The sequence below is a fragment of the Gordonia polyisoprenivorans NBRC 16320 = JCM 10675 genome (genome assembly GCF_000241325.1).
In the GTDB taxonomy this organism is placed as follows: Bacteria; Actinomycetota; Actinomycetes; order Mycobacteriales; family Mycobacteriaceae; genus Gordonia; species Gordonia polyisoprenivorans.
Genome location: NZ_BAEI01000023.1, coordinates 1 through 17848, shown reverse-complemented (window position 1 = coordinate 17848; position 17848 = coordinate 1). Strand labels below are relative to the sequence as shown.

Sequence of the window (17848 nt, the reverse complement as noted above, 5' to 3'; positions counted from 1 at the left end):
ACCTTGTATCCTCCGACTGCGGTCGGAGGGAACGCAATCACGACCCCCGATTTCCGGCGGACTTGGCCGTCAATACGGTTGTCGATCAGGAGTTCGCTTCTGGTGCCCGCTCGGCAACGTAGGCGCCGAATTCACTTGAGCCGCGGAGTGCGTGCTGGAGAGCGGTATTCGGATGTATGCCGAGCGCGTCGGCGAGTATGGGCGGTGGCGATGTCTGTGTGATGGTCTGCCATGTTCCCAAACGCGTTTCAAGGGAGGGAAATCCGAGAGCCTTGAGCCGCAGTCGCAGGTGGCTCTCGTTGAGATGATTGCCGGGCTGATAGCCGGGGAACACCCAGGGCGATTCGGTGTGTGCTGCGGTTTGCCTGTTGGTGGTTGCTGCGGCGACTTCGGCGACGAGCTGCTCGAGCGGTGACTCCAAGGTGATCGGGTGCGTTCCGAGGGTGATGGTGCACGGCTCCTCACGCCAAATCTGATCCCATCGCAGTGACGCTACTTTGTGGGTGGGTTGCCCGAACACGACGACCAGTGCAGCGGCAAGTCGATCCCGCGGAGTGAGCTCCTCGTTGGAGAATAGGCGAGTGAGTTGTTCGACTTGCTCGGCGTTGGTCTTGGCCGGGGCGGTACCACGCTGATGCGGCGTTATCCTCAACGGCGGCAACTGGTATGTGGCGATTGCCCAGGGGAGAAATCGAGTGAGGAGTCGGTTGGTTTCGGTACCGGATGCGATGAATGTGTCGACCTGGGATTGGTCGACGTCGCCGATGGGGATCTCGAGAATATCGAGGAAGTTGAGGAAATCGATTGCCACGGTGACGCCTTGCTTGGCCGCGAGAAATGTTCCGTTGGTGCAGGTGTCGTCGAATCGCCGCGACAGGTGCCACCGTATGTAGCTGCGCATCACGAGCTGATTGTCGGGACTGGTCAGTGTTGCGAGCTTGTCGTCGGCCCAGACGCTGAATCGGGTTCGGTAGTCGAGGCGGGCGCCGGCGATTCCGTGCTCATCGAGCAGCGCGCGGATATGTGTGGCTGATCGGTTTACCGGCAGCGAGGCCAGCAGGTGCTGATCGATAGCGTCGGCGGCGGCTATCTGGCGGAGCACGGTGCGCACTGTTGGGCTGCGCAGCCAGGTGACACCGCTGTTCGGGCGTGGCATCTGCTTGATCGCCTGGGCCAGGCCGATCAGGTGTGGGTTGATGGTGCCTGTCTGCGGATGGGTGAGCAGCTCGTCTACCTGGTGGGCCAGTTCGCATCGCCAGCAGTGCCCGCGCCGGTAGAGTTCGGCCTCGGCACCGCATTCGGCACAGTCGACGTTGAGTCGGATCCCGCTACAGCCACGGCACAGATATCGGCCGGTCGGTGTACGGCCCGGAACGATACCCACATGACCGCACTCAACACATTGTCCGACAACACGTTTGGCTTGGTTGTAGCAGTAGCAGCAGATCGGGGTGTCTTGCCACCACGCCGCGGTCAGGTAGGCCTGTCCGCACCGTTCGCACGGTTCGTAGCGATCAGGTTCAGGTGCGGGCTTGGGTCGTGCCATCGACCATCACCGTGCGCTACGCATGGTCTGGACCCTCGTCGGACTCCACCACACGGACCCGACGAACCCCGGGAGCCCGCTTCGGCCTGGCGTCCCCAGCGGGCACGATGTCGGGGGCCGATGCGGTGGCTCGTCCCTGCATGACGACCACGGGCTCGAACAACTCGGCGGGGGAGCAGTCGAGGATGTCGCAGAGCGCGGCGAGCACCCGGCTGTTGATGCGTTCCGGTTTGCCCGTCATCAACCGGTAGGCCTGGGGTTGGGACAACGTGACCCCGCGGCTGCGCAGCAGGGTGACCAATTCTGTTGACTTCCAGAGGTTACGCTCGGCCATGAGTTTTCGGAGGTTCCAATGGAAATCGACGCGCTTCTGAACGTTCATGCGTGGCTGCTTTCGCCGTAGGGGATGTCTGCGGAAGCCAGGCGCTCCCGGATCATGCGCTGCAGGGTTTTCTGCCGGTAGTCCGAACTGACTTGGGTGTAGAGCGCAGTGGTCGATGAATGCTCGTGGCCCACTTGCTGTTGCACGAACAACGGGTCGTAGCCATCTTCGATCAGGTGAGTGACGTAGGAGCGGCGAAATCCGTGCAGCGACAATCCATCTGATAGTCCGGCACGTCGGCGATAGTTGGTGAACCGTGTGGCGTAAGAGTTCAGGGTCAGTTGCTGACCGCGTTCTGACGGCCACAACCAGGGCGAGTCGTCCGCCTGGCGCATCAGTTGCCGACAGCCCTGGGGACCTGCCCAGGCCTCGAGGACGTCGGAGGCCCAGTCCATCAGCGGTACCGTCAACACGGTGCGACGCTTGTGTGCCGATCCTCGTGACCCTTTGCCAAACCGAACATAGACGGCGCCATACGCTTTATATTGTGGCACATGTGGATTCGGGCCAAAGTCGTGGATCTGTAGACGCAAGACCTCCTGACGGCGCAGGCCGTAGGCGTAGGCGACCTTGGCGATACAGGAATCCCGCAGAGTGGTCAGCCATGCCTTGCTGTTCTGCGCGTACAGTCGTTCGACCTCGTCGTCGAAGAAATCGAACAGAGTCTGGACTTCACTGCGGGAGAACGCTCTTCGCTGCGGTTCTGCCTCGTTGTCAGAGACATGAACCGGCAAGTTGTAGGCAAAGCAGATCTGCGACGGGTACTCGCCAAAGACCTCCGCGCACAGATCGGGCCACCGATACGCCGGCTCGCAGAGGAAGCTGCAGAATCCTCGGATCACCATCAGGTAGGCGCGGACTGTCGACTTGGCGGCCGTTCCGCCGTTGCGTGCGTGCAGGGTGGTGACGTAGTCGTCGACGTCCTGCGGCATCCACCGCCAGGGGTAATCGCCGGCGACATCCTGAAAATCGCTCAGCACACGTAGGTACCCATGGATCGTAGAGGCATTCAACGTTCGGGCCATCAACGCGGATTTCCACCCCTCGAGCATCTCCGTCCACACTTGCTCGTCAGGGCGGAGCAACTCCGCGCCGGACGAGATCAGACGCAACGGAGCACTGCCTGGCAGTGGATGCTCACCGCTCATAACCGCGTATCCTACGCTTGCATTCATCTAATGAATAGACGTGCGCGGATACCCCCGTCGGGCCACGGCATTTCCAAGGCACGTCTCGGTCCCGGCGGACGACCACACTCGGATCCAACGGCAGGAACCGCCAGATGACCTGTTCAACAGGTAAATACACCGCAGTGAGAAACGTCACTGTGACGAATATCGAACCTAGTAGACGCGCTGAAGTGCGGGAACCGGACGGACACCCAATCGCCGCGTACGGGTGCATCGGCGCGTAGATCCCATTCATTAGATGAATGATCTCAACATGTCTGCACGTCATCGTTACGGCAGCCCGGCCATAAGGCGCCTCCGGCCAGTTCGGCGAGGACAATGATTGCTGGTCAGCGGGTTTTAGCACTCGTCTCGAGTATTCATCTGTTTTCGAACTCGATAGGTAAAAGTGCCGATAAGATACATTATGTCAACTAGACGACTAGATACTGCGCTGCCCCGCAACACTATTCAAAAGCCTACCGTCGATCGGTGCCTGTCGTCGGCGTCGACTCCCACGGCTCGAATCATCGCGCTAGTCCCAGAAACGCCATCAACGAGCGCTCGACTTCAACGAGTTGGTCGGATGTCAGACGACCGACACGCGTCTGAACATTCGACCGTCGTACCGCGGTTAGCTTGTCAACCATCACGTCACTGTCCCGCTCGTGGCCCGAGATCGAATCGCGATCACCCGGGATACGAATCCGCAACAGGGGCGCATCGATGAGCTGGCTCGTGATCGGAGCAACTACCACCGACAGAGTTGAATCGAACAGGTCATCCTGCACGATGACGGCCGGCCGCGGCTTGGATGCATACACACCACCCGCAACGGTCCAGATTTCGCCGCGAATCACGCCTCGTCGTCCCAAGGCGCGGCGACAGCCTCGACGAAATCCTGCTCATCCCCATCGGCGTCTGCCTCTGCCACGAGAACCGATTGCCTGTGGGCTTGCGCGGCAAACTCTGGCGTTCGTACGTCAGGAACCCAGACCTGCAACGGGCGCATTCCGCGCTCACGCATCCGACGTCGGTACTCACCGACCCTGTCCCTCACTGCCATGCCCAGATGTTACATGTAACGCTCCGGCCTGGCCAGGGCGAGCAGCCCCAGCTGGTTATACAGGAATCGAGTATGCAGGCTTGCCAGAAGGCCATCGCCAATGGCCCTTCGTTGCAGCGCTATTCGCGCGTGACGCGTCATCGTGGACACTGCACCTCACACCGCAGGCCCGGGCGCCCTACCGATGCGACGGTCCAGCGTGACGAGCGGTGCACCTGCCAATTCAGCGACCGCGACATAACTGGCTTCGTATCCAGACAAGTTTCTGCGGAGTTCCCACACCCGCGAACCGAGAAGCTCGTACGGCCACTGCTCGATCGACAAGTCGAGCAGATCACCATGGGCCTGCACCGCCTGATCGGCACTGACGACTCCGGCCATTTCTTGTCTGCGAATGATGTTACTTACTTCAAACATCACCAGTTGCGGTGCGAGCAAGCGAGTGCCGGACAGTTGCCCAACCGCCCAGCGACCGTCCGGACCGTCGTCGAGCAACAAGCCACGACTGCAATGGATTCAGCATCGGCCGCCTCGTGAAGTTGCTCTACGGATTTCGCAGGCTCGGACGACATTTCCGCGCGAGACCCGTACAGGCGCGCCTCGGACACCTGAATCCCGTCTACGATCGCGGCCCGAGTCAGTCGTTATCGGTGGCGGGATCGTTGTCCGTTGCGGGACCATCCTCGGTTGCCCCGCCTTCGCCCGACCAGTCACCAGACGATTCGCCTTCGGCTGGATCGGACTGTACGTCGGATTTCGCACCCTCTGGTCCGGTGCCGACATCTTCGGTGTGTGGATCGGTCTTCTTCTCGGTCATGTTTGCTTCTGTACCCGAAGCGGCTGTGATCCACACCTGCACGGATCATCCGCTCCACCTCCAGATCGTCGCCCTCGGAGACATCACGCCCGTCCGATCAGAGGATGCCGCGAGCGACGAGTTCGGTGGTGACGACAACTGCGACTGCGCTTACGGCAAGCAGCGAGATCAGCACGAACAACTGCATGATCGCCGCGGTGGTGACCGACGCGCCGCCCAGGACCATGCCGACGAACGCGCCCGGAATGGTGACCAGCCCGACCGAGCGCGTCTGGTCGATGCCGGGGATCAGCGCGGTCGCCGCGGCGCTGCGGCTGATCTCCATCCTGGCCTCACGCGGCACGAATCCCAATGACAGGGCGGCATCGACTTCGCCTCGCCGGGTGGTGAGTTCGTCGTGAGCGCGACGGCCCGCCAACGACGTGGTGTTCATGGCACCACCGAACATGATTCCGGCGGTCGGGATGATCGCCAGACCGGTGGCCGGGAGCACCCCGAGCGCGACGATGCCGGCCACCACGACGATCGTGGGCACCGCAACCGGCAGCAAACACCACAGCGTGTTTCCGACGCCGGCCCGGATCGGCGTACGACGACCGACGATCCGGCCGGCCGATGTCGCCGCGGCCACCGTCGCCATGACTGCCACGAACAGCGTCGAGGCCCACAGCGTGCCGATCACAACGGCGAGGACAGCGGCGAGGGCGGCCAGCTGTCCGGCTGCCCGAATGGCCGCGATCACCACCTGCCGCGTGTGTCCGGTTGCGCCGAGGTAGTTGACCAGTGCTGCGGCAACCACCAGCACAACCACCACAACCCCGAGCGCCGGTCCGATCCGCACCACCGCATTGCCGATATCGTTCACACCTTCATCATTGCCCTGCCGCATCGGCGGGCTCCGGTGGGCACGTGGGCGCCGCCGGATCGACTCAGACTCAAGCTCGACGCCGGGCGCTGACGACGTAGACGATCGTGCCGCCCATCAGGACGGCCGCACCGGACACCACCGACGCGACAGGCAAACACACCGCCAGCACAAGCGCACCAATTGCGCCCACCATGGGGATCACCCGCGGCGGACGCCCCTCGTCCGGCGAGAGTGTCCATGCCGCGGCATTCGCGATCAGGTAGTAGATCAGAACACCGAACGACGAAAAGCCAATCGCGTCACGCACATCCGCGAATCCCGCAACGACGGCAACCACGACGGCCACGGCCACCTCGGCACGATGCGGGACACCGAATCGGTCATGAATTGCGGCGAAAACGCTCGGCAGGTGACGGTCACGTGCCATGGCCAACGCGGTGCGCGAGACGCCCAGGAGAAGCGCAGCAAGCGAACCGAGCGCTGCGATCGCAGCTCCGAACCGCACCACCGAAACCAGCCAGTCCGCGCCGACCGAACGAACGGCGTCGACAAGCGGAGCCGTCGCCGACGCCAGCCCCGCTGGGCCGAGAGCCGCGAGTGCGGCCACTGCCACCGCCGCATAGACGATCAAACTGATACCGAGGGCGATCGGAATGGCCAGGGGGATAACGCGTGCCGGGTCTCGAACCTCCTCCCCCAAGGTGGCGATGCGGGCGTACCCTGCGAACGCGAAAAACAACAGCCCGGCAGCTTGCAGTACCCCTCCGACAGAGACATCTCCGCCAAGGGCAAGGCGGGCCGGGTCTGCCGACGACGACGCTGCGACGCTGACCACCGCCGCGGCCAGCACGGCGAGTACCACCGCGACGATGACCCTGGTGAGAAGAGCTGATTTCTGTATACCGCGATAATTGACTGCGGTGATCGCGACCACGGCTGCGACGGCCACTCCGTGCATATGGCTGGGCCAGAGATAGCTGCCGACGGTCAACGCGATCGCCGCGCACGATGCGGTCTTACCAACGACGAAGGACCAGCCGGCCAGGTAACCCCAGAAGGGTCCGAGACGGTGCCTGCCGTAGACGTACGTACCGCCCGCCGACGGATACCGAGCGGCGAGGCGGGCCGACGACGTCGCGTTGCAGTACGCCACGATTGCCGCGATCGCCAGACCGATCAGCAGCCCCGAGCCCGCAGCCGCCGCGGCGGGCCCCATCCCGACGAACACTCCCGCGCCGATCATCGATCCCAAGCCGATCATCACCGCGTCGAACAGACCGAGGCGCCGGCGCAGCCGGGGACCCGAGTCCTCGAAATGCGGGTTCTCCGAAGTCATACCGGCTCCTCGAGTTCGTCAGGATCACAGAATCGTCTACAGGGCGAACGAGCCCTTGTCGCAATGGTGAACTCCAGATGAAGAGCCAATCGCCACCGATACGGCAATCTCTGTAGCAGCTACTTCGTAGCAGCTAACCCCGTAGCGCCGTCGCGAGCTCGTCCAGCCCGTCGAAGTATCCATCGAACCTGTCGGTGTGAGACGGCGGATCTCCGACGGGGCGGTGAACATACGCGGCTCGCATGCCGGCCGCCTGGGCCGCGCGGAGATCCCACGCGTGGGCAGCGACCATCAACATGTGGTTCGGGGGTGTGCCCGCGGTCTCGATCGCCAGGCGATACACCTCGGGCGACGGCTTGTACGTACGTACCTCTTCTGCGGAAAGTGCTCGATGCCAACGGAGTTCGGCATGGTCACCTAGTTCTCAGCGTCGCGACGCTGGAATTCGACAGTGCGAACACAGTGACGTGCTGCGCCAGTCGGTCGACTCCGGCCGGAGCATCTGCCCACGGACGAAGACGTCGAGTCGCGGCGGCGAGGTGGTCACGTCGTGCGGGATCAGTGATGTCGGCGCGATCCATCACCAGACCGGCCGCCTCGGCATCGAGTTGGTCACTGTTGGCGTAGTCGCGGAGCCCGCGGAGAATTCGTTGCTGCTGTTGCTCTATATGTCCCTGCCACACGGCCAGCAACTCGGCAACATCCTGCTCGTCGCCCGCAGCCTCGGCGATCGCGGTTGTCAATCCCCCGGGCTCGTCGACAAGAGTGCCGAGCACATCGATGACGACAGTCGTGATCACTCCGAGTTCAGACATCGCTGAGCAGCCTACCGTCCCCCACTGGGCGTGTCGGAGACGAATCCAGGCGCGGTAACTGCCGGCCTCCCGGTGGATGACGACGCAGCGATTCGCCGGCACATCACGCGTCGTACGTCAGCCCCGCCGCCGCAGCGCGTCGACGTAGAGGTCGAGCACGCGTCGCCGCTGCGCGTCGTCACGGCTGCGGGTCAGGCCGAGGAACACCCCGAGTAGCGCGACGACGGCGTCATCGGCGCGCACGTCGGTCCGCAGGGTCCCATCTTCCGCGCCCGCAGCAAGTATGCGTTCGAGCGTCTCGCCGATACGTTCGCGCGTATCCCCCGCCACCACCGCACCTGACGCGATCGCTTGCGTAAAGGCTTCGGCCATACCGTGTTTGGTGGCAACGAAGGTGGCGTAACGATCCAGCCAATGCCGCAACGTCTCGTCGGCGGAGTGCTTCTCCAACAGGCCGTCCGCGTAGTGGACGACGTCGTCGAGTTCGGACCGGTAGACCGCCTCGACGAGTGCTTGTCGTGTCGCGAAGTTGCGATACAGCGTGCCCACCCCGACCCCGGCTCGACGGGCCAGTGCATCAAAGGTGATGTCACCTTCACCGGCGGTGAACGCATCACGAGCCGTCTCGATCAACTTGGCCCGGTTGCGCACGGCATCAGCCCGCGGCTTTGCCGCAGTTCCGCGTGAACGATCGACGATCAAGTGGAGGGTCCTCCGGTTGTGTACACTTCAGGTAAGCGGAGGTTCCTCCACTTGCCTCGAGTATTCCACACCAAGGAGCCAACATGAGCGAGCTCGCATCCACCCCCGGCGGTTCGGCGACGCTGGCCGGCCACCGGGTCGCCCGCATCGGTTACGGCGCAATGCAACTCGATCGCCATCGACAAGACCCCGAGGTTGCGATCAGAGTTCTCCGCCATGCCATCGATCACGGCGTCGACCACATAGACACCGCGCAGTTTTACGGAGACGGTTTCGTGAATTCCGTGATCGCCCGAGCCATCGACGCCGACAGCGACGTCGTCATCGCCTCGAAGGTCGGCGCAGCCACCAATCCCGGCGGTGCTCATCCCATGCGACCTGCGCAGCGTCCGGCCGAGTTGCGCGCCGCAGTCGAGGACAACCTGCGTGCACTCGGGCGCGAACGCCTCCCCTTGGTCAATCTCCGACGACTGGAGATCGGCCCGGGGCTCGCCGCGACCGGCGAGCAGATCGTCGACGTCGACGATCAGATGGCCGAGATGGTCGCGATGCGCGACGAGGGCAAGATCGGTGAGATCGGTATCAGTGCAGTACGCATCGAAACGGTGCGTCACCTCCTGCCAGCCGGAATCGCCTGTGTCCAAAACCCTTACAGCGTCCTCGATCGGCGTTTCGAGAGTCTCCTCGACCTGTGCCTCGAGCACGAGATGGCGTGGGTTCCCTACTTTCCACTCGGTTCCGCATTCCCCGGCATCCCGAAGGTGGGCGAGAATCCCGTCGTCATCGACATCGCCCGAGATCTCGATGTCACCCCCGCCCAGGTCGGCCTGGCGTGGCTACTGGCCCACTCGCCGAACACCCTGCTGATCCCCGGAACATCCGACATCAGACACCTCGACGCCAACCTCGCTGTCAGTGACATCACCTTGAGTCCAGAATCCATCACCACTCTCGACGGGCTGGGCGCCGCAACCACGACGGCCCCCATCGACGCGCCGCAATGGCCGGCCCAGGCACACTGAGCAACGAACGTTCGGCAGTTCCTGGTCCCACGTCCCCGGCTACCCGGCGCTCGGCTTCTGCCAGATCAGTGCATAGCGGAACATCGCCAGTCTCCGAAAACGCGCTCCCGGCAACTGTTCTCGCGCACATCGACGCACCTCGGAATAGGAGTGCGGTGGGGGCCACACGATGGGTGCGGAGTGCTCCCAATAGCCGCGACGCCGCGACAGCCACCGATGTTGGAGTATGCCGACCAGGTGGAGTGCATAGTCGGTGGGCCGTGAGGAGTGAGCCAGACCGACGACAGCGACGACACCACCGGGCGCGGTGAGGTCCGCCAGCCGCTGCAGACCCGCTCGGAGATCGGGTAGATGGTGCACCGTTGCGACCGACGCGACGACATCGAAGGTCCGCCCGAACGGGTGGGTCATCACGTCGCCGCACATCCACTCGACCCCCTCGGCTTCGCCTCGTGCCCGATTCAGCACTGCGGCATCGGCGTCGATCGCCGACACGTCGTCGAGGCGAGCGGACAGGTCGACGGCCAGGAGCCCGTCACCGGTTCCCACGTCGAGTGCTGATCGGGCATCCGCGGGAATCGCACCCAGGATCACCTGGTGATAGTGGATGTTGTGATTCCACCTTCGGCGGGCCGGATCGGTACGCGACACATCTCGACGGTAGCAATCGCCACGTCCGCAATCGCCACATCGGCGACGATGAATTGCGCGGCCCGGCCGAGTCAGTACCGGCATCACATCCACAACAACGTCCGGAGGACCACGATGCCGTTGGCACTGTATTACGAGAAGCACGGCAACCGCGGTGGGCCACGGCCACCGCTCGTCCTCATCCACGGTGGCGCGGGCTCGATAGCGACCAACTGGGAGTACGTGACCCCCGCACTGGCCGCCGATCGGCTCGTCATCGGCGTCGAGCTCCAGGGTCATGGCCACACCCCGCATGCCGATCGCCCCTACACGTTCGAGAATTCCGCCGACGACATCGCCGCACTCCTCGGTGACCTCGACATCCCGCGCGTCGACATCCTGGGATTCAGCAATGGTGGGCCGACCGTGTTGCGCTTCGCCCAGCGACACCCGGCACTGACAGGACGATGTGTGGTCGCGTCGGGATTCGTGCGACGCGACGGAATGATCCCCGGATTCTGGGACAACTTCGACGCCCCCGCAATCGACTCCATGCCTGCCGCGCTCGCCGACGCGTATCGGGCGATCAATCCCGATCCCGACGATCTCCGACGGATGTTCGACCTCGACGTCGCGGTGATGCGCGAGTTCCGGGACTGGACCGACGCGGAGCTGTCGGCACTCGAGGCACCGGTTCTGTTCGTCAGTGGCGACCACGACGTCGCCCTTCCCGAGCACACCCTGTGGATGGCCTCGGCTGTGGCCCGCGGCCGGGCGCTGATACTGCCCGCGGCGCACGGCGACTTCCTCGGATCGGTGGAGACCGGAGAACCCGACGCGGTGCTCACCCGCGCGTGTGTCGACCTGATCCGCCGTTTCCTCGACGAAGACGACTGACCCGCCCGCAGCCCACGACAGTCCCCTCCCCACAGTCGGGTTACACACCGGGACCCTCGGAGCCGCCGCGTCGGATGGGCGACTCCGAATTCCCGACACGTGTCGGGTGACGCACACCACAACGCGGACGAGACTGGCGTCACCGATTGACCGCAAGGAAAGGTGACGTCATGGCCGACCTCAAGAATCTGGACCCAGAACTCGCAGCAGCGGTGACCATGCTCCCCCAGCTGGGCTTCGACGATCTCGAGGGCGCCCGAACGGGCTTCAACGCCCTGGTGCAAACCATGCTGGACGGTCTCGACCGAACCGGCGTCGAGATGAAGCTCCTGTCCGCACCCGGCCTCGACGGCGACCCGGAGGTGCCGATCCGGTTCTTCACTCCGGCCGGCGCCGCCCGAGCCCTGCCGACACTGGTGTGGATTCATGGTGGCGGTTTCGCTGTGGGCACCGCCGAGTCCAGCGATCCACTGTGCGTGGCGATCGCTCGCGAGTTGGGCATCGCCGTCGCCAATGTCGAGTACCGCCTCGCCCCGGAGACGCCCTTCCCCGGGCCCGTCAACGACTGCTACGCCGCGCTCGCCCATGTGCACGCCCACGCCGCGGAACTGGGCGTCGACCCGTCGCTGATCGCGGTCGGCGGGCAGAGCGCCGGCGGCGGACTGGCGGCGGGTACCGTTCTGATGGCCCGCGACCGGGGCGAGGTACCGGTGGTGTTTCAGCTGCTCGACATCCCCGAACTCGACGATCGGTTGGCCACGACCTCGATGACCGAGTTCACCGACACCCCGATGTGGCATCGCCCGAACGCGATTCTGTCGTGGCAGTACTACCTCGGTCCCGACTACTCGGGCCCGTCCGATGCGTCGGTGTCGAGCTACGCCGCTCCGTCACGCGCCACCGACCTGTCGGGCCTGCCGCGCACCTACGTCTCCACGATGGAACTCGATCCTCTTCGAGACGAGGGCATCGCCTACGCCGTCGCGCTGCTGCACGCCGGGGTCAGCGTCGAATTGCATTCGTTCCCCGGGACATTCCACGGCTCGTCGCTCATCGACGCCGCCGAGGTCAGCCGCCGTCAGACCGCGGAGCTGATGGGCGCGCTGGCACGAGCCTTGCGGGTGAGTTCACCGGTCTCGTAGCGTGGTTGTGTGCAAGGTCTGATGTACCGCCTCGCCGAGCTCGACGCCGACTCGGCGGGGATGGTACGGATCATCGACTACTTCGACGCACTCCTGCGTCACGGCGCCGACGTCACCGAACTCCTGCGCGCCAGTGCGGTGCTCGCCGATTGCGTCGTCGGTATCAGGGCCAATGGACTCGTCACCCGGCGATGCACACCGCGGGGCGAATGGCGGCGTCCGTTGGAGGCGTCGGCGGCAACAACCTCCCGCGACATCGTGCTCGACGACCACTGCATCGGGACGGTGTGGATCGAACGTCCGGGTACCGCCCTACCGCTCGATGAGATGCTCGTCGACCGCTTGGCGCTGACGGCAGCGGCGATCATCCGGCCACACCGCGCGCAGTCCGACCTCGAGCAGTCCGCCGCTTTGCTGAACGCCGACGGGGCCGCCACCGCGCTCGATGCCTGCAGTGCGCTCGACGTCGACCCGACCCTTCGTGCGCGCGTCGTGAGCCTGGCCGATCCGACCGATCAGTCCGACCACGTCGCGCACGTGGCCCAGCGACTCGCCCGGCAACTCTCACCCGGGCGGCTGACCGCCGTCGCCACCGATCGCGATCATCTCGTGGTCGTCACCGACCTCGACGAGACCGTGGCGGCTCTGTCGGCCGACCCCGCGGCGCGGACCGTCGCATGCGGGGCATCGCTGGAATCCGACGCCGCCACCCTCCATCGCTGGGTCGGCACTGCCCGGCTGGCGCAAAAGCACTGCGGCACAACGAATATGGTGTTCTGCGCCGACGAAATCGGCGCCCTGAACCTGTTGCTGACCGTCGCTCCGGAATCGCTGTCGGCCATTCCGGACGTCGCGCGGTGCGACTACGTGCGCCAGAGCAAGAACGGCGCGGACCTGTTGGACACGCTGCGTGTCTACCTCCAGGTCGGCACGCTCAGAGACACCGCAGAGCAGATGCACATGCACCACAGCAGCATCGCGACACGCCTGAAATCACTGTCCGCCGCCGTGCACTTCGACGTCACCGCAATCGAGAACCGTGCTCGGGCAACGGCGATGCTGCTCGTGGACGACCTACGCCGCGACGCCGAGCCGCCGACCCCCTGAGTACCACATCCGACACGCCCCGGGATCCGCCCAGGTTCTCAGACCCAGCGCCGAATCCCGTCAGATCACTCCGAGCGCCAGCATCGCATCGGCGACGTGGGTGAAGCCGGCGATGTTGGCGCCGAGGACGTAATCCCCCGGAACCCCGTATTCGTCGGCTGTCCGCACACACGTCTGGTGGATGCCGCTCATGATCTCCGACAACCTGCTTTCGGTGTATTCGAAACTCCAGGAGTCCCGAGACGCGTTCTGCTGCATCTCCAGAGCACTGGTCGCCACGCCACCGGCGTTGGCGGCCTTTCCGGGGGCAAACATCACACCGGCCTTGGAGAGGGCTTTGATCGCCTCCGGGGTGGCCGGCATGTTGGCGCCTTCGGCGACGACCCGGCATCCGTTGCCGATCAAGGACTCCGCGTCGGTGGCGTCGAGTTCGTTCTGTGTCGCGCAGGGCATCGCAATGTCGGTGGGCACCTCCCAGATGGACCGCCCGGCGACGAAATGTGCTGTTACGCCCCGTGTCCGAGCGTAGTCGGCAATTCGCGCCCGGCGCACGTTCTTGACCTCGCGGAGGAGTTCGAGATCGATGCCGGCCTCGTCCACCACGTAACCACCGGAATCCGAGCACGCCACCACACGTCCGCCGAGTTGGTGCACCTTTTCGATCGCGTATTGGGCGACGTTGCCCGATCCCGACACGACGATCCGACGGCCCTCGAGATCCTCTCCGCGCGCGGCGAGCATCTCCGCAACGAAGAACACCACGCCGTAACCGGTGGCCTCGGGACGAACCTGCGAGCCACCCCACGTCAGTCCCTTGCCGGTGAGCACCCCGGATTCGTATCGGTTGGTGATGCGCTTGTATTGCCCGAAGAGATACCCGATCTCGCGGCCGCCGACCCCGATGTCGCCGGCCGGGACATCGGTGTACTCACCGATGTGGCGATACAGCTCGGTCATGAAGGACTGGCAGAAGCGCATCACCTCTCCGTCCGACCGGCCCTTCGGATCGAAGTCGGCGCCACCCTTGCCCCCGCCGATGGGCAGCCCTGTCAACGCGTTCTTGAAGATCTGCTCGAACCCGAGGAACTTCACCACCCCGAGATAGACACTCGGATGGAATCGCAACCCGCCCTTGAACGGTCCGAGAGCGGAGTTGAACTCGACGCGGAAACCGCGATTGATCCGCACGCGTCCGGCGTCGTCGACCCACGGCACGCGAAAGATGATCTGGCGTTCGGGCTCGCACAGTCGCTCGATGATCCCGGCGTCGGCGTAGTGGGGATGCGCGGCCAGTACCGGTCCGAGGCTGTCGAACACCTCGCGGACCGCTTGATGGAACTCGGCTTCGCCGGGATTTCGCGCGACGACCTCGTCGTAGAGGTCCTGCACCTTCTCCTCGAGCCTTGCCATCTCTGCCACCTTCCGCCGACGCGTCGAACCACGACGATCCGGGGACACCGGACGTCTCGCGCCGAGCCTATCGGTAGACAGATATAGCGCCCATTTCGGGCACGATCGACTCGACCTTCCCTCACACGAGGGTGGCGAGATTCTCGATCGACTTCTTCACATCGGACTCGACGATCTTGGCGACGAACCGGCCGATCGGTCCGCCGAGCACGCCCCCGGCCAACTCGGCATTCAGCGCGAACCGCGAACCGTCGGCGCTGCCGGAGACGGTCATCGTCAAGGTGATCCGCACCCCGCCGCGCCCGTGACCCCGCAAAGCGATGACACGCGGTGCATCGTAATCGGTCACCTGCCAGTGAATGATGTTGCGAAATCCCTTGACCCGGATCACCGACGACACCTCGGTGCCTTCGCCGATGTCGGTGGGTACGTCACTGCGCCAACCCCCGAAGATCGTCATCCACTCAGGAAATCGGGAGAGGTCCGAGGCCAGGTCCCATGCGGCCTGCGGGGCCAGATCCGAGTCGATCTCCACGTCGACGTCTGCCATGAACACCCTTCGTCGTCACATCAACTCCGAGGCGACCATACCCACCGGGACGAGCAGGCAAACATCGACGCGACGCATCGAGGACACCCCGACACCGGACAAGCCGGACACGTAGCCTGGTGCGATGGCATTGCTCCTCGGCCCGATCCTGCGGCATGTCGACGCAACGACGGCGTCGGTGTGGATGCAGACCGATCGTCCCGCCGAGGTCGAGGTCCTGGGTTGCCGCGCATCGACCTTCGAGGTCGCGGGCTTTCATTACGCGCTCGTCCGCGTGACCGGCCTGACCCCCGACGCCACCGTCGCCTACGAGGTCACCCAGGACGGCGCCACGGTGTGGCCCGACCCCGGATCGGCGTTTCCGCCCAGCGTCATTCGGACCCGCGGCCCCAACACGGCTGATCGGCTCCGGGTGATCTTCGGATCCTGCCGCTATCCGCGGACCGGTGTCGCCGACCTCGACGACAAACTCGGTGTCGACGCCCTCGACGCCTATGCCACCGCGATGGCCACCCGGCCCACCCCGGAGTGGCCCGACGTGCTGATCCTCCTCGGCGACCAGGTCTATGCCGACGAACTGACCCCACAGGCACGCGCGCACCTCGCGGGCCGGCGTCAGGGATCGGTGCCCAACAAACGACCCGCAGACGAGGTGGTCAGCTACTCCGAATACGAGGGCCTGTACCGGCACACCTGGGGCGACCCGGAGATCCGTTGGATTCTCTCGACCGTACCCACCGCGATGATCTTCGACGATCACGACATCCGCGACGACTGGAACACCTCGGCCACGTGGCGGGCGCAGATGAACGAGCTTCCGTGGTGGCGCGATCGCATCCGTTCGGGCCTCGCCGCGTACTGGGTGTACCAGCATCTGGGTAACCTCTCCCCCACCGAACTCGACGCCGACCCGGACTGCCGGCGAATCGTCAACTCCGACACCGATATCTGGCCGCTGCTCGTCGATCTCGCCGACCGCGCCGACGCCGACACCGCCGAGGACAAGGGCCTGCGCTTCAGCTATCGCTGGGATCTCGGTCGCAACCGCCTGATCATGATCGATTCACGTAACGGCCGAGTTCTGACCGGCGACACCCGAAAGATGCTCAGCGACAGAGAATTCGCATGGCTCTCCGATCAAGCCACCGACGACATCTGCGAGATCGACCACCTCATCCTGGGATCGTCGCTGCCGTGGTTGCTGCCACCGGCGGTAGCCGATCTGCAGTCCATCGACGAGGCGCTCGCCGCCCGGCCGGGACTTCGGGGTCGGCTCGGCGAAAAGATCCGGCAGGCCGCCGATTTCGAGCACTGGCCGGCGTTCTTCGAGTCCTTCGTCACCCTCAGCGCCCTGATCACCGGACTTGCTCGCGACAGACGACTGGCATCGATCACGGTGCTCTCCGGCGATGTGCACCACAGCTACGCCGCGCGCGCCGAGGTGCCGGTCGCCGACAACTGCACCGCCGAGGCGACGCCGGTGTATCAGCTCGTGTGCTCACCGGTCCACAATCATGTTCCGGCATACGTGCGTCCGGTGTTCCGGTTCGGTTGGTCGCGCGGGTTCGCACGCGTCACCCGCACCTGGGCGCGACGACTAGGAGTGCCCGAGCCGCCGCTGCGTTGGAGCGACGAATGCGGTCCGTTGTTCGGTAATACGATCGCGACGTTGACCACCGGTGGCCGGACCGCGACCGTCACCTTCTCCCAACCCGATGGCGACGGAACGCTTTCCGACGTCGCCGTCCTGCGCCTGACCGGCTGAACGCCGGACCGACTGACCCGGACGGCCGCTTCCCCGGGACCGTCTTGCTTTGCAGCGCGTGGGTCAGTCCCCGATCGCACTCCACGGGGCGTAGGCCCACCCCACCAGCTGCCAGGAGCCGAGATTGGCGCTCGGCAGGATCTGGATGTCGGTGCCGTCGCCCCAGCCGGGGGCGAATCCCTGCACGCCGCCACTGAGGTAGTGCCCGTCGCCCATGGAGATGTCGACGTGGCCGCCGTCGGAACCCTCGGAGAAGACCAGAGCCCCGGGTGGGGCGGGCAGCGTGCTGTGGCCCTGCCCGCGAGCGGCCAGCTGATCGTAGAAGGCGATCGCCCCGTTGTGCGGGATGGCGTTGGCGGTGGTTTGTCCGTAGGCGGCGTCGACGAAGTCCTCGCACCCGTATTCGCCGAAATCATCGGTGTGCAGCATCGTCGACCCCCGGGCGATCGCGATGCCGCCGTTGCCGACGTCGACGGCCTGGGACACCACCCCGGCAGGCGTGACGGCGGCGGCGGTACCTGCCGCCAGACAGGTGAGCGCAGCGACGGATCCGACGGTGATCAGTAAACGTTTCATGACTTCCTCGATGTGGACGATCAATCCACATCGACGCTGCCACAACAA

Annotated in this window: 20 protein-coding genes and 1 pseudogene; 5 read left to right on the top strand and 16 right to left on the bottom strand. The window is 64.8% G+C overall.

Annotated elements, in window-relative coordinates:
* Positions 1-85 precede the first annotated feature (85 nt).
* The 12 genes and pseudogenes from GOPIP_RS06100 to GOPIP_RS06050 all read right to left on the bottom strand — a co-directional run bounded on the left by GOPIP_RS06100 (position 86) and on the right by GOPIP_RS06050 (position 8701).
* A complete protein-coding gene (locus GOPIP_RS06100) occupies positions 86-1546 on the bottom strand; it encodes a hypothetical protein (RefSeq protein WP_006368701.1) in 1461 nt (486 codons plus the stop codon).
* 16 nt (positions 1547-1562) lie between these two features.
* The gene (locus tag GOPIP_RS06095) at positions 1563-1928 is read right to left on the bottom strand and encodes a helix-turn-helix domain-containing protein (RefSeq protein ID WP_006368700.1); all 366 of its coding nucleotides are present in this window, start codon (positions 1926-1928) and stop codon (positions 1563-1565) included.
* Complete coding sequence (locus GOPIP_RS06090; protein ID WP_006368699.1) at positions 1925-3076, bottom strand: tyrosine-type recombinase/integrase; 1152 nt, start codon at positions 3074-3076, stop codon at positions 1925-1927. The genes GOPIP_RS06095 and GOPIP_RS06090 overlap by 4 nt, the downstream gene beginning before the upstream one ends.
* A 548-nt stretch (positions 3077-3624) precedes the next feature.
* A complete protein-coding gene (locus tag GOPIP_RS06085) occupies positions 3625-3957 on the bottom strand; it encodes a type II toxin-antitoxin system PemK/MazF family toxin (protein ID WP_006368698.1) in 333 nt (110 codons plus the stop codon).
* Positions 3954-4163, bottom strand: coding sequence for an antitoxin MazE-like protein (locus tag GOPIP_RS06080; RefSeq protein ID WP_026920098.1), 210 nt, complete (start codon positions 4161-4163; stop codon positions 3954-3956). The genes GOPIP_RS06085 and GOPIP_RS06080 overlap by 4 nt, the downstream gene beginning before the upstream one ends.
* A gap of 156 nt (positions 4164-4319) precedes the next feature.
* A complete protein-coding gene (locus tag GOPIP_RS06075; RefSeq protein ID WP_006368696.1) occupies positions 4320-4661 on the bottom strand; it encodes a type II toxin-antitoxin system VapC family toxin in 342 nt (113 codons plus the stop codon).
* A 139-nt stretch (positions 4662-4800) separates the two neighbouring features.
* The gene (locus GOPIP_RS06070; protein ID WP_014362243.1) at positions 4801-4980 is read right to left on the bottom strand and encodes a hypothetical protein; all 180 of its coding nucleotides are present in this window, start codon (positions 4978-4980) and stop codon (positions 4801-4803) included.
* A gap of 97 nt (positions 4981-5077) precedes the next feature.
* Positions 5078-5869, bottom strand: a complete 792-nt coding sequence (locus tag GOPIP_RS06065) for an ABC transporter permease (RefSeq protein WP_006368694.1) — start codon at positions 5867-5869, stop codon at positions 5078-5080.
* A gap of 46 nt (positions 5870-5915) precedes the next feature.
* Positions 5916-7184: an APC family permease gene (locus tag GOPIP_RS06060; protein ID WP_006368693.1), complete on the bottom strand. Its 1269-nt coding sequence runs from the start codon at positions 7182-7184 to the stop codon at positions 5916-5918.
* Between the two features lie 133 nt (positions 7185-7317).
* Positions 7318-7542, bottom strand: a pseudogene (locus tag GOPIP_RS29380) (HAD hydrolase-like protein); the annotation flags it as partial.
* A gap of 55 nt (positions 7543-7597) precedes the next feature.
* The gene (locus tag GOPIP_RS29375) at positions 7598-7999 is read right to left on the bottom strand and encodes an HAD family hydrolase (RefSeq protein ID WP_240523935.1); all 402 of its coding nucleotides are present in this window, start codon (positions 7997-7999) and stop codon (positions 7598-7600) included.
* Positions 8000-8116: 117 nt separating this feature from the next.
* Positions 8117-8701, bottom strand: a complete 585-nt coding sequence (locus tag GOPIP_RS06050) for a TetR/AcrR family transcriptional regulator (protein ID WP_210739670.1) — start codon at positions 8699-8701, stop codon at positions 8117-8119.
* An 83-nt stretch (positions 8702-8784) separates the two neighbouring features.
* On the opposite strand from GOPIP_RS06050, the gene GOPIP_RS06045 reads away from it, so the two are divergent.
* Positions 8785-9723 (top strand): aldo/keto reductase, encoded by a 939-nt coding sequence (locus GOPIP_RS06045; protein ID WP_006368689.1) that lies wholly within the window; start codon positions 8785-8787, stop codon positions 9721-9723.
* Between the two features lie 39 nt (positions 9724-9762).
* Here GOPIP_RS06045 and GOPIP_RS06040 read toward each other — a convergent pair whose 3' ends face one another.
* Positions 9763-10374: a class I SAM-dependent methyltransferase gene (locus GOPIP_RS06040; protein WP_006368688.1), complete on the bottom strand. Its 612-nt coding sequence runs from the start codon at positions 10372-10374 to the stop codon at positions 9763-9765.
* A gap of 114 nt (positions 10375-10488) precedes the next feature.
* Between GOPIP_RS06040 and GOPIP_RS06035 the strand changes: the two genes are divergently transcribed.
* From GOPIP_RS06035 to GOPIP_RS06025, 3 genes are all read left to right on the top strand, one after another.
* Entirely contained in the window at positions 10489-11250 is a 762-nt protein-coding gene (locus GOPIP_RS06035) for an alpha/beta fold hydrolase (RefSeq protein ID WP_006368687.1), read from the top strand.
* 170 nt (positions 11251-11420) lie between these two features.
* Positions 11421-12392 carry an alpha/beta hydrolase gene (locus GOPIP_RS06030; RefSeq protein WP_006368686.1) on the top strand — a complete coding sequence of 324 codons (972 nt, stop codon included), beginning with the start codon at positions 11421-11423 and terminating at the stop codon, positions 12390-12392.
* 9 nt (positions 12393-12401) lie between these two features.
* The gene (locus tag GOPIP_RS06025; protein ID WP_231386662.1) at positions 12402-13499 is read left to right on the top strand and encodes a helix-turn-helix domain-containing protein; all 1098 of its coding nucleotides are present in this window, start codon (positions 12402-12404) and stop codon (positions 13497-13499) included.
* Between the two features lie 60 nt (positions 13500-13559).
* Here the strand turns inward: GOPIP_RS06025 and gdhA are convergent, their stop codons facing one another.
* Positions 13560-14909, bottom strand: coding sequence for an NADP-specific glutamate dehydrogenase (gene gdhA / locus GOPIP_RS06020; protein ID WP_006368684.1), 1350 nt, complete (start codon positions 14907-14909; stop codon positions 13560-13562).
* A gap of 121 nt (positions 14910-15030) precedes the next feature.
* Positions 15031-15459 (bottom strand): type II toxin-antitoxin system Rv0910 family toxin, encoded by a 429-nt coding sequence (locus GOPIP_RS06015; protein WP_014362233.1) that lies wholly within the window; start codon positions 15457-15459, stop codon positions 15031-15033.
* 124 nt (positions 15460-15583) lie between these two features.
* On the opposite strand from GOPIP_RS06015, the gene GOPIP_RS06010 reads away from it, so the two are divergent.
* On the top strand, positions 15584-17224 hold the full coding sequence (locus tag GOPIP_RS06010; RefSeq protein ID WP_006368682.1) for an alkaline phosphatase D family protein: 1641 nt from the start codon (positions 15584-15586) through the stop codon (positions 17222-17224).
* A 63-nt stretch (positions 17225-17287) separates the two neighbouring features.
* Here the strand turns inward: GOPIP_RS06010 and GOPIP_RS06005 are convergent.
* Positions 17288-17848 (bottom strand): hypothetical protein (locus GOPIP_RS06005; RefSeq protein ID WP_244421115.1); only part of this gene is annotated, 561 nt, incomplete at its 5' end.

What these genes read in the sequence shown, in the direction of transcription:
- GOPIP_RS06045 (WP_006368689.1), top strand. Translation starts at nt 8,785, where the DNA reads ATGAGCGAGCTCGCATCCACCCCCGGCGGTTCGGCGACGCTGGCCGGC.
- GOPIP_RS06070 (WP_014362243.1), bottom strand. Translation starts at nt 4,980, where the DNA reads ATGACCGAGAAGAAGACCGATCCACACACCGAAGATGTCGGCACCGGA.
- GOPIP_RS06015 (WP_014362233.1), bottom strand. Translation starts at nt 15,459, where the DNA reads ATGGCAGACGTCGACGTGGAGATCGACTCGGATCTGGCCCCGCAGGCC.
- GOPIP_RS06010 (WP_006368682.1), top strand. Translation starts at nt 15,584, where the DNA reads ATGGCATTGCTCCTCGGCCCGATCCTGCGGCATGTCGACGCAACGACG.
- GOPIP_RS06100 (WP_006368701.1), bottom strand. Translation starts at nt 1,546, where the DNA reads ATGGCACGACCCAAGCCCGCACCTGAACCTGATCGCTACGAACCGTGC.
- GOPIP_RS06065 (WP_006368694.1), bottom strand. Translation starts at nt 5,869, where the DNA reads ATGCGGCAGGGCAATGATGAAGGTGTGAACGATATCGGCAATGCGGTG.
- GOPIP_RS29375 (WP_240523935.1), bottom strand. Translation starts at nt 7,999, where the DNA reads ATGTCTGAACTCGGAGTGATCACGACTGTCGTCATCGATGTGCTCGGC.
- GOPIP_RS06035 (WP_006368687.1), top strand. Translation starts at nt 10,489, where the DNA reads ATGCCGTTGGCACTGTATTACGAGAAGCACGGCAACCGCGGTGGGCCA.
- GOPIP_RS06095 (WP_006368700.1), bottom strand. Translation starts at nt 1,928, where the DNA reads ATGAACGTTCAGAAGCGCGTCGATTTCCATTGGAACCTCCGAAAACTC.
- GOPIP_RS06090 (WP_006368699.1), bottom strand. Translation starts at nt 3,076, where the DNA reads ATGAGCGGTGAGCATCCACTGCCAGGCAGTGCTCCGTTGCGTCTGATC.
- GOPIP_RS06080 (WP_026920098.1), bottom strand. Translation starts at nt 4,163, where the DNA reads ATGGCAGTGAGGGACAGGGTCGGTGAGTACCGACGTCGGATGCGTGAG.
- gdhA (WP_006368684.1), bottom strand. Translation starts at nt 14,909, where the DNA reads ATGGCAAGGCTCGAGGAGAAGGTGCAGGACCTCTACGACGAGGTCGTC.
- GOPIP_RS06060 (WP_006368693.1), bottom strand. Translation starts at nt 7,184, where the DNA reads ATGACTTCGGAGAACCCGCATTTCGAGGACTCGGGTCCCCGGCTGCGC.
- GOPIP_RS06030 (WP_006368686.1), top strand. Translation starts at nt 11,421, where the DNA reads ATGGCCGACCTCAAGAATCTGGACCCAGAACTCGCAGCAGCGGTGACC.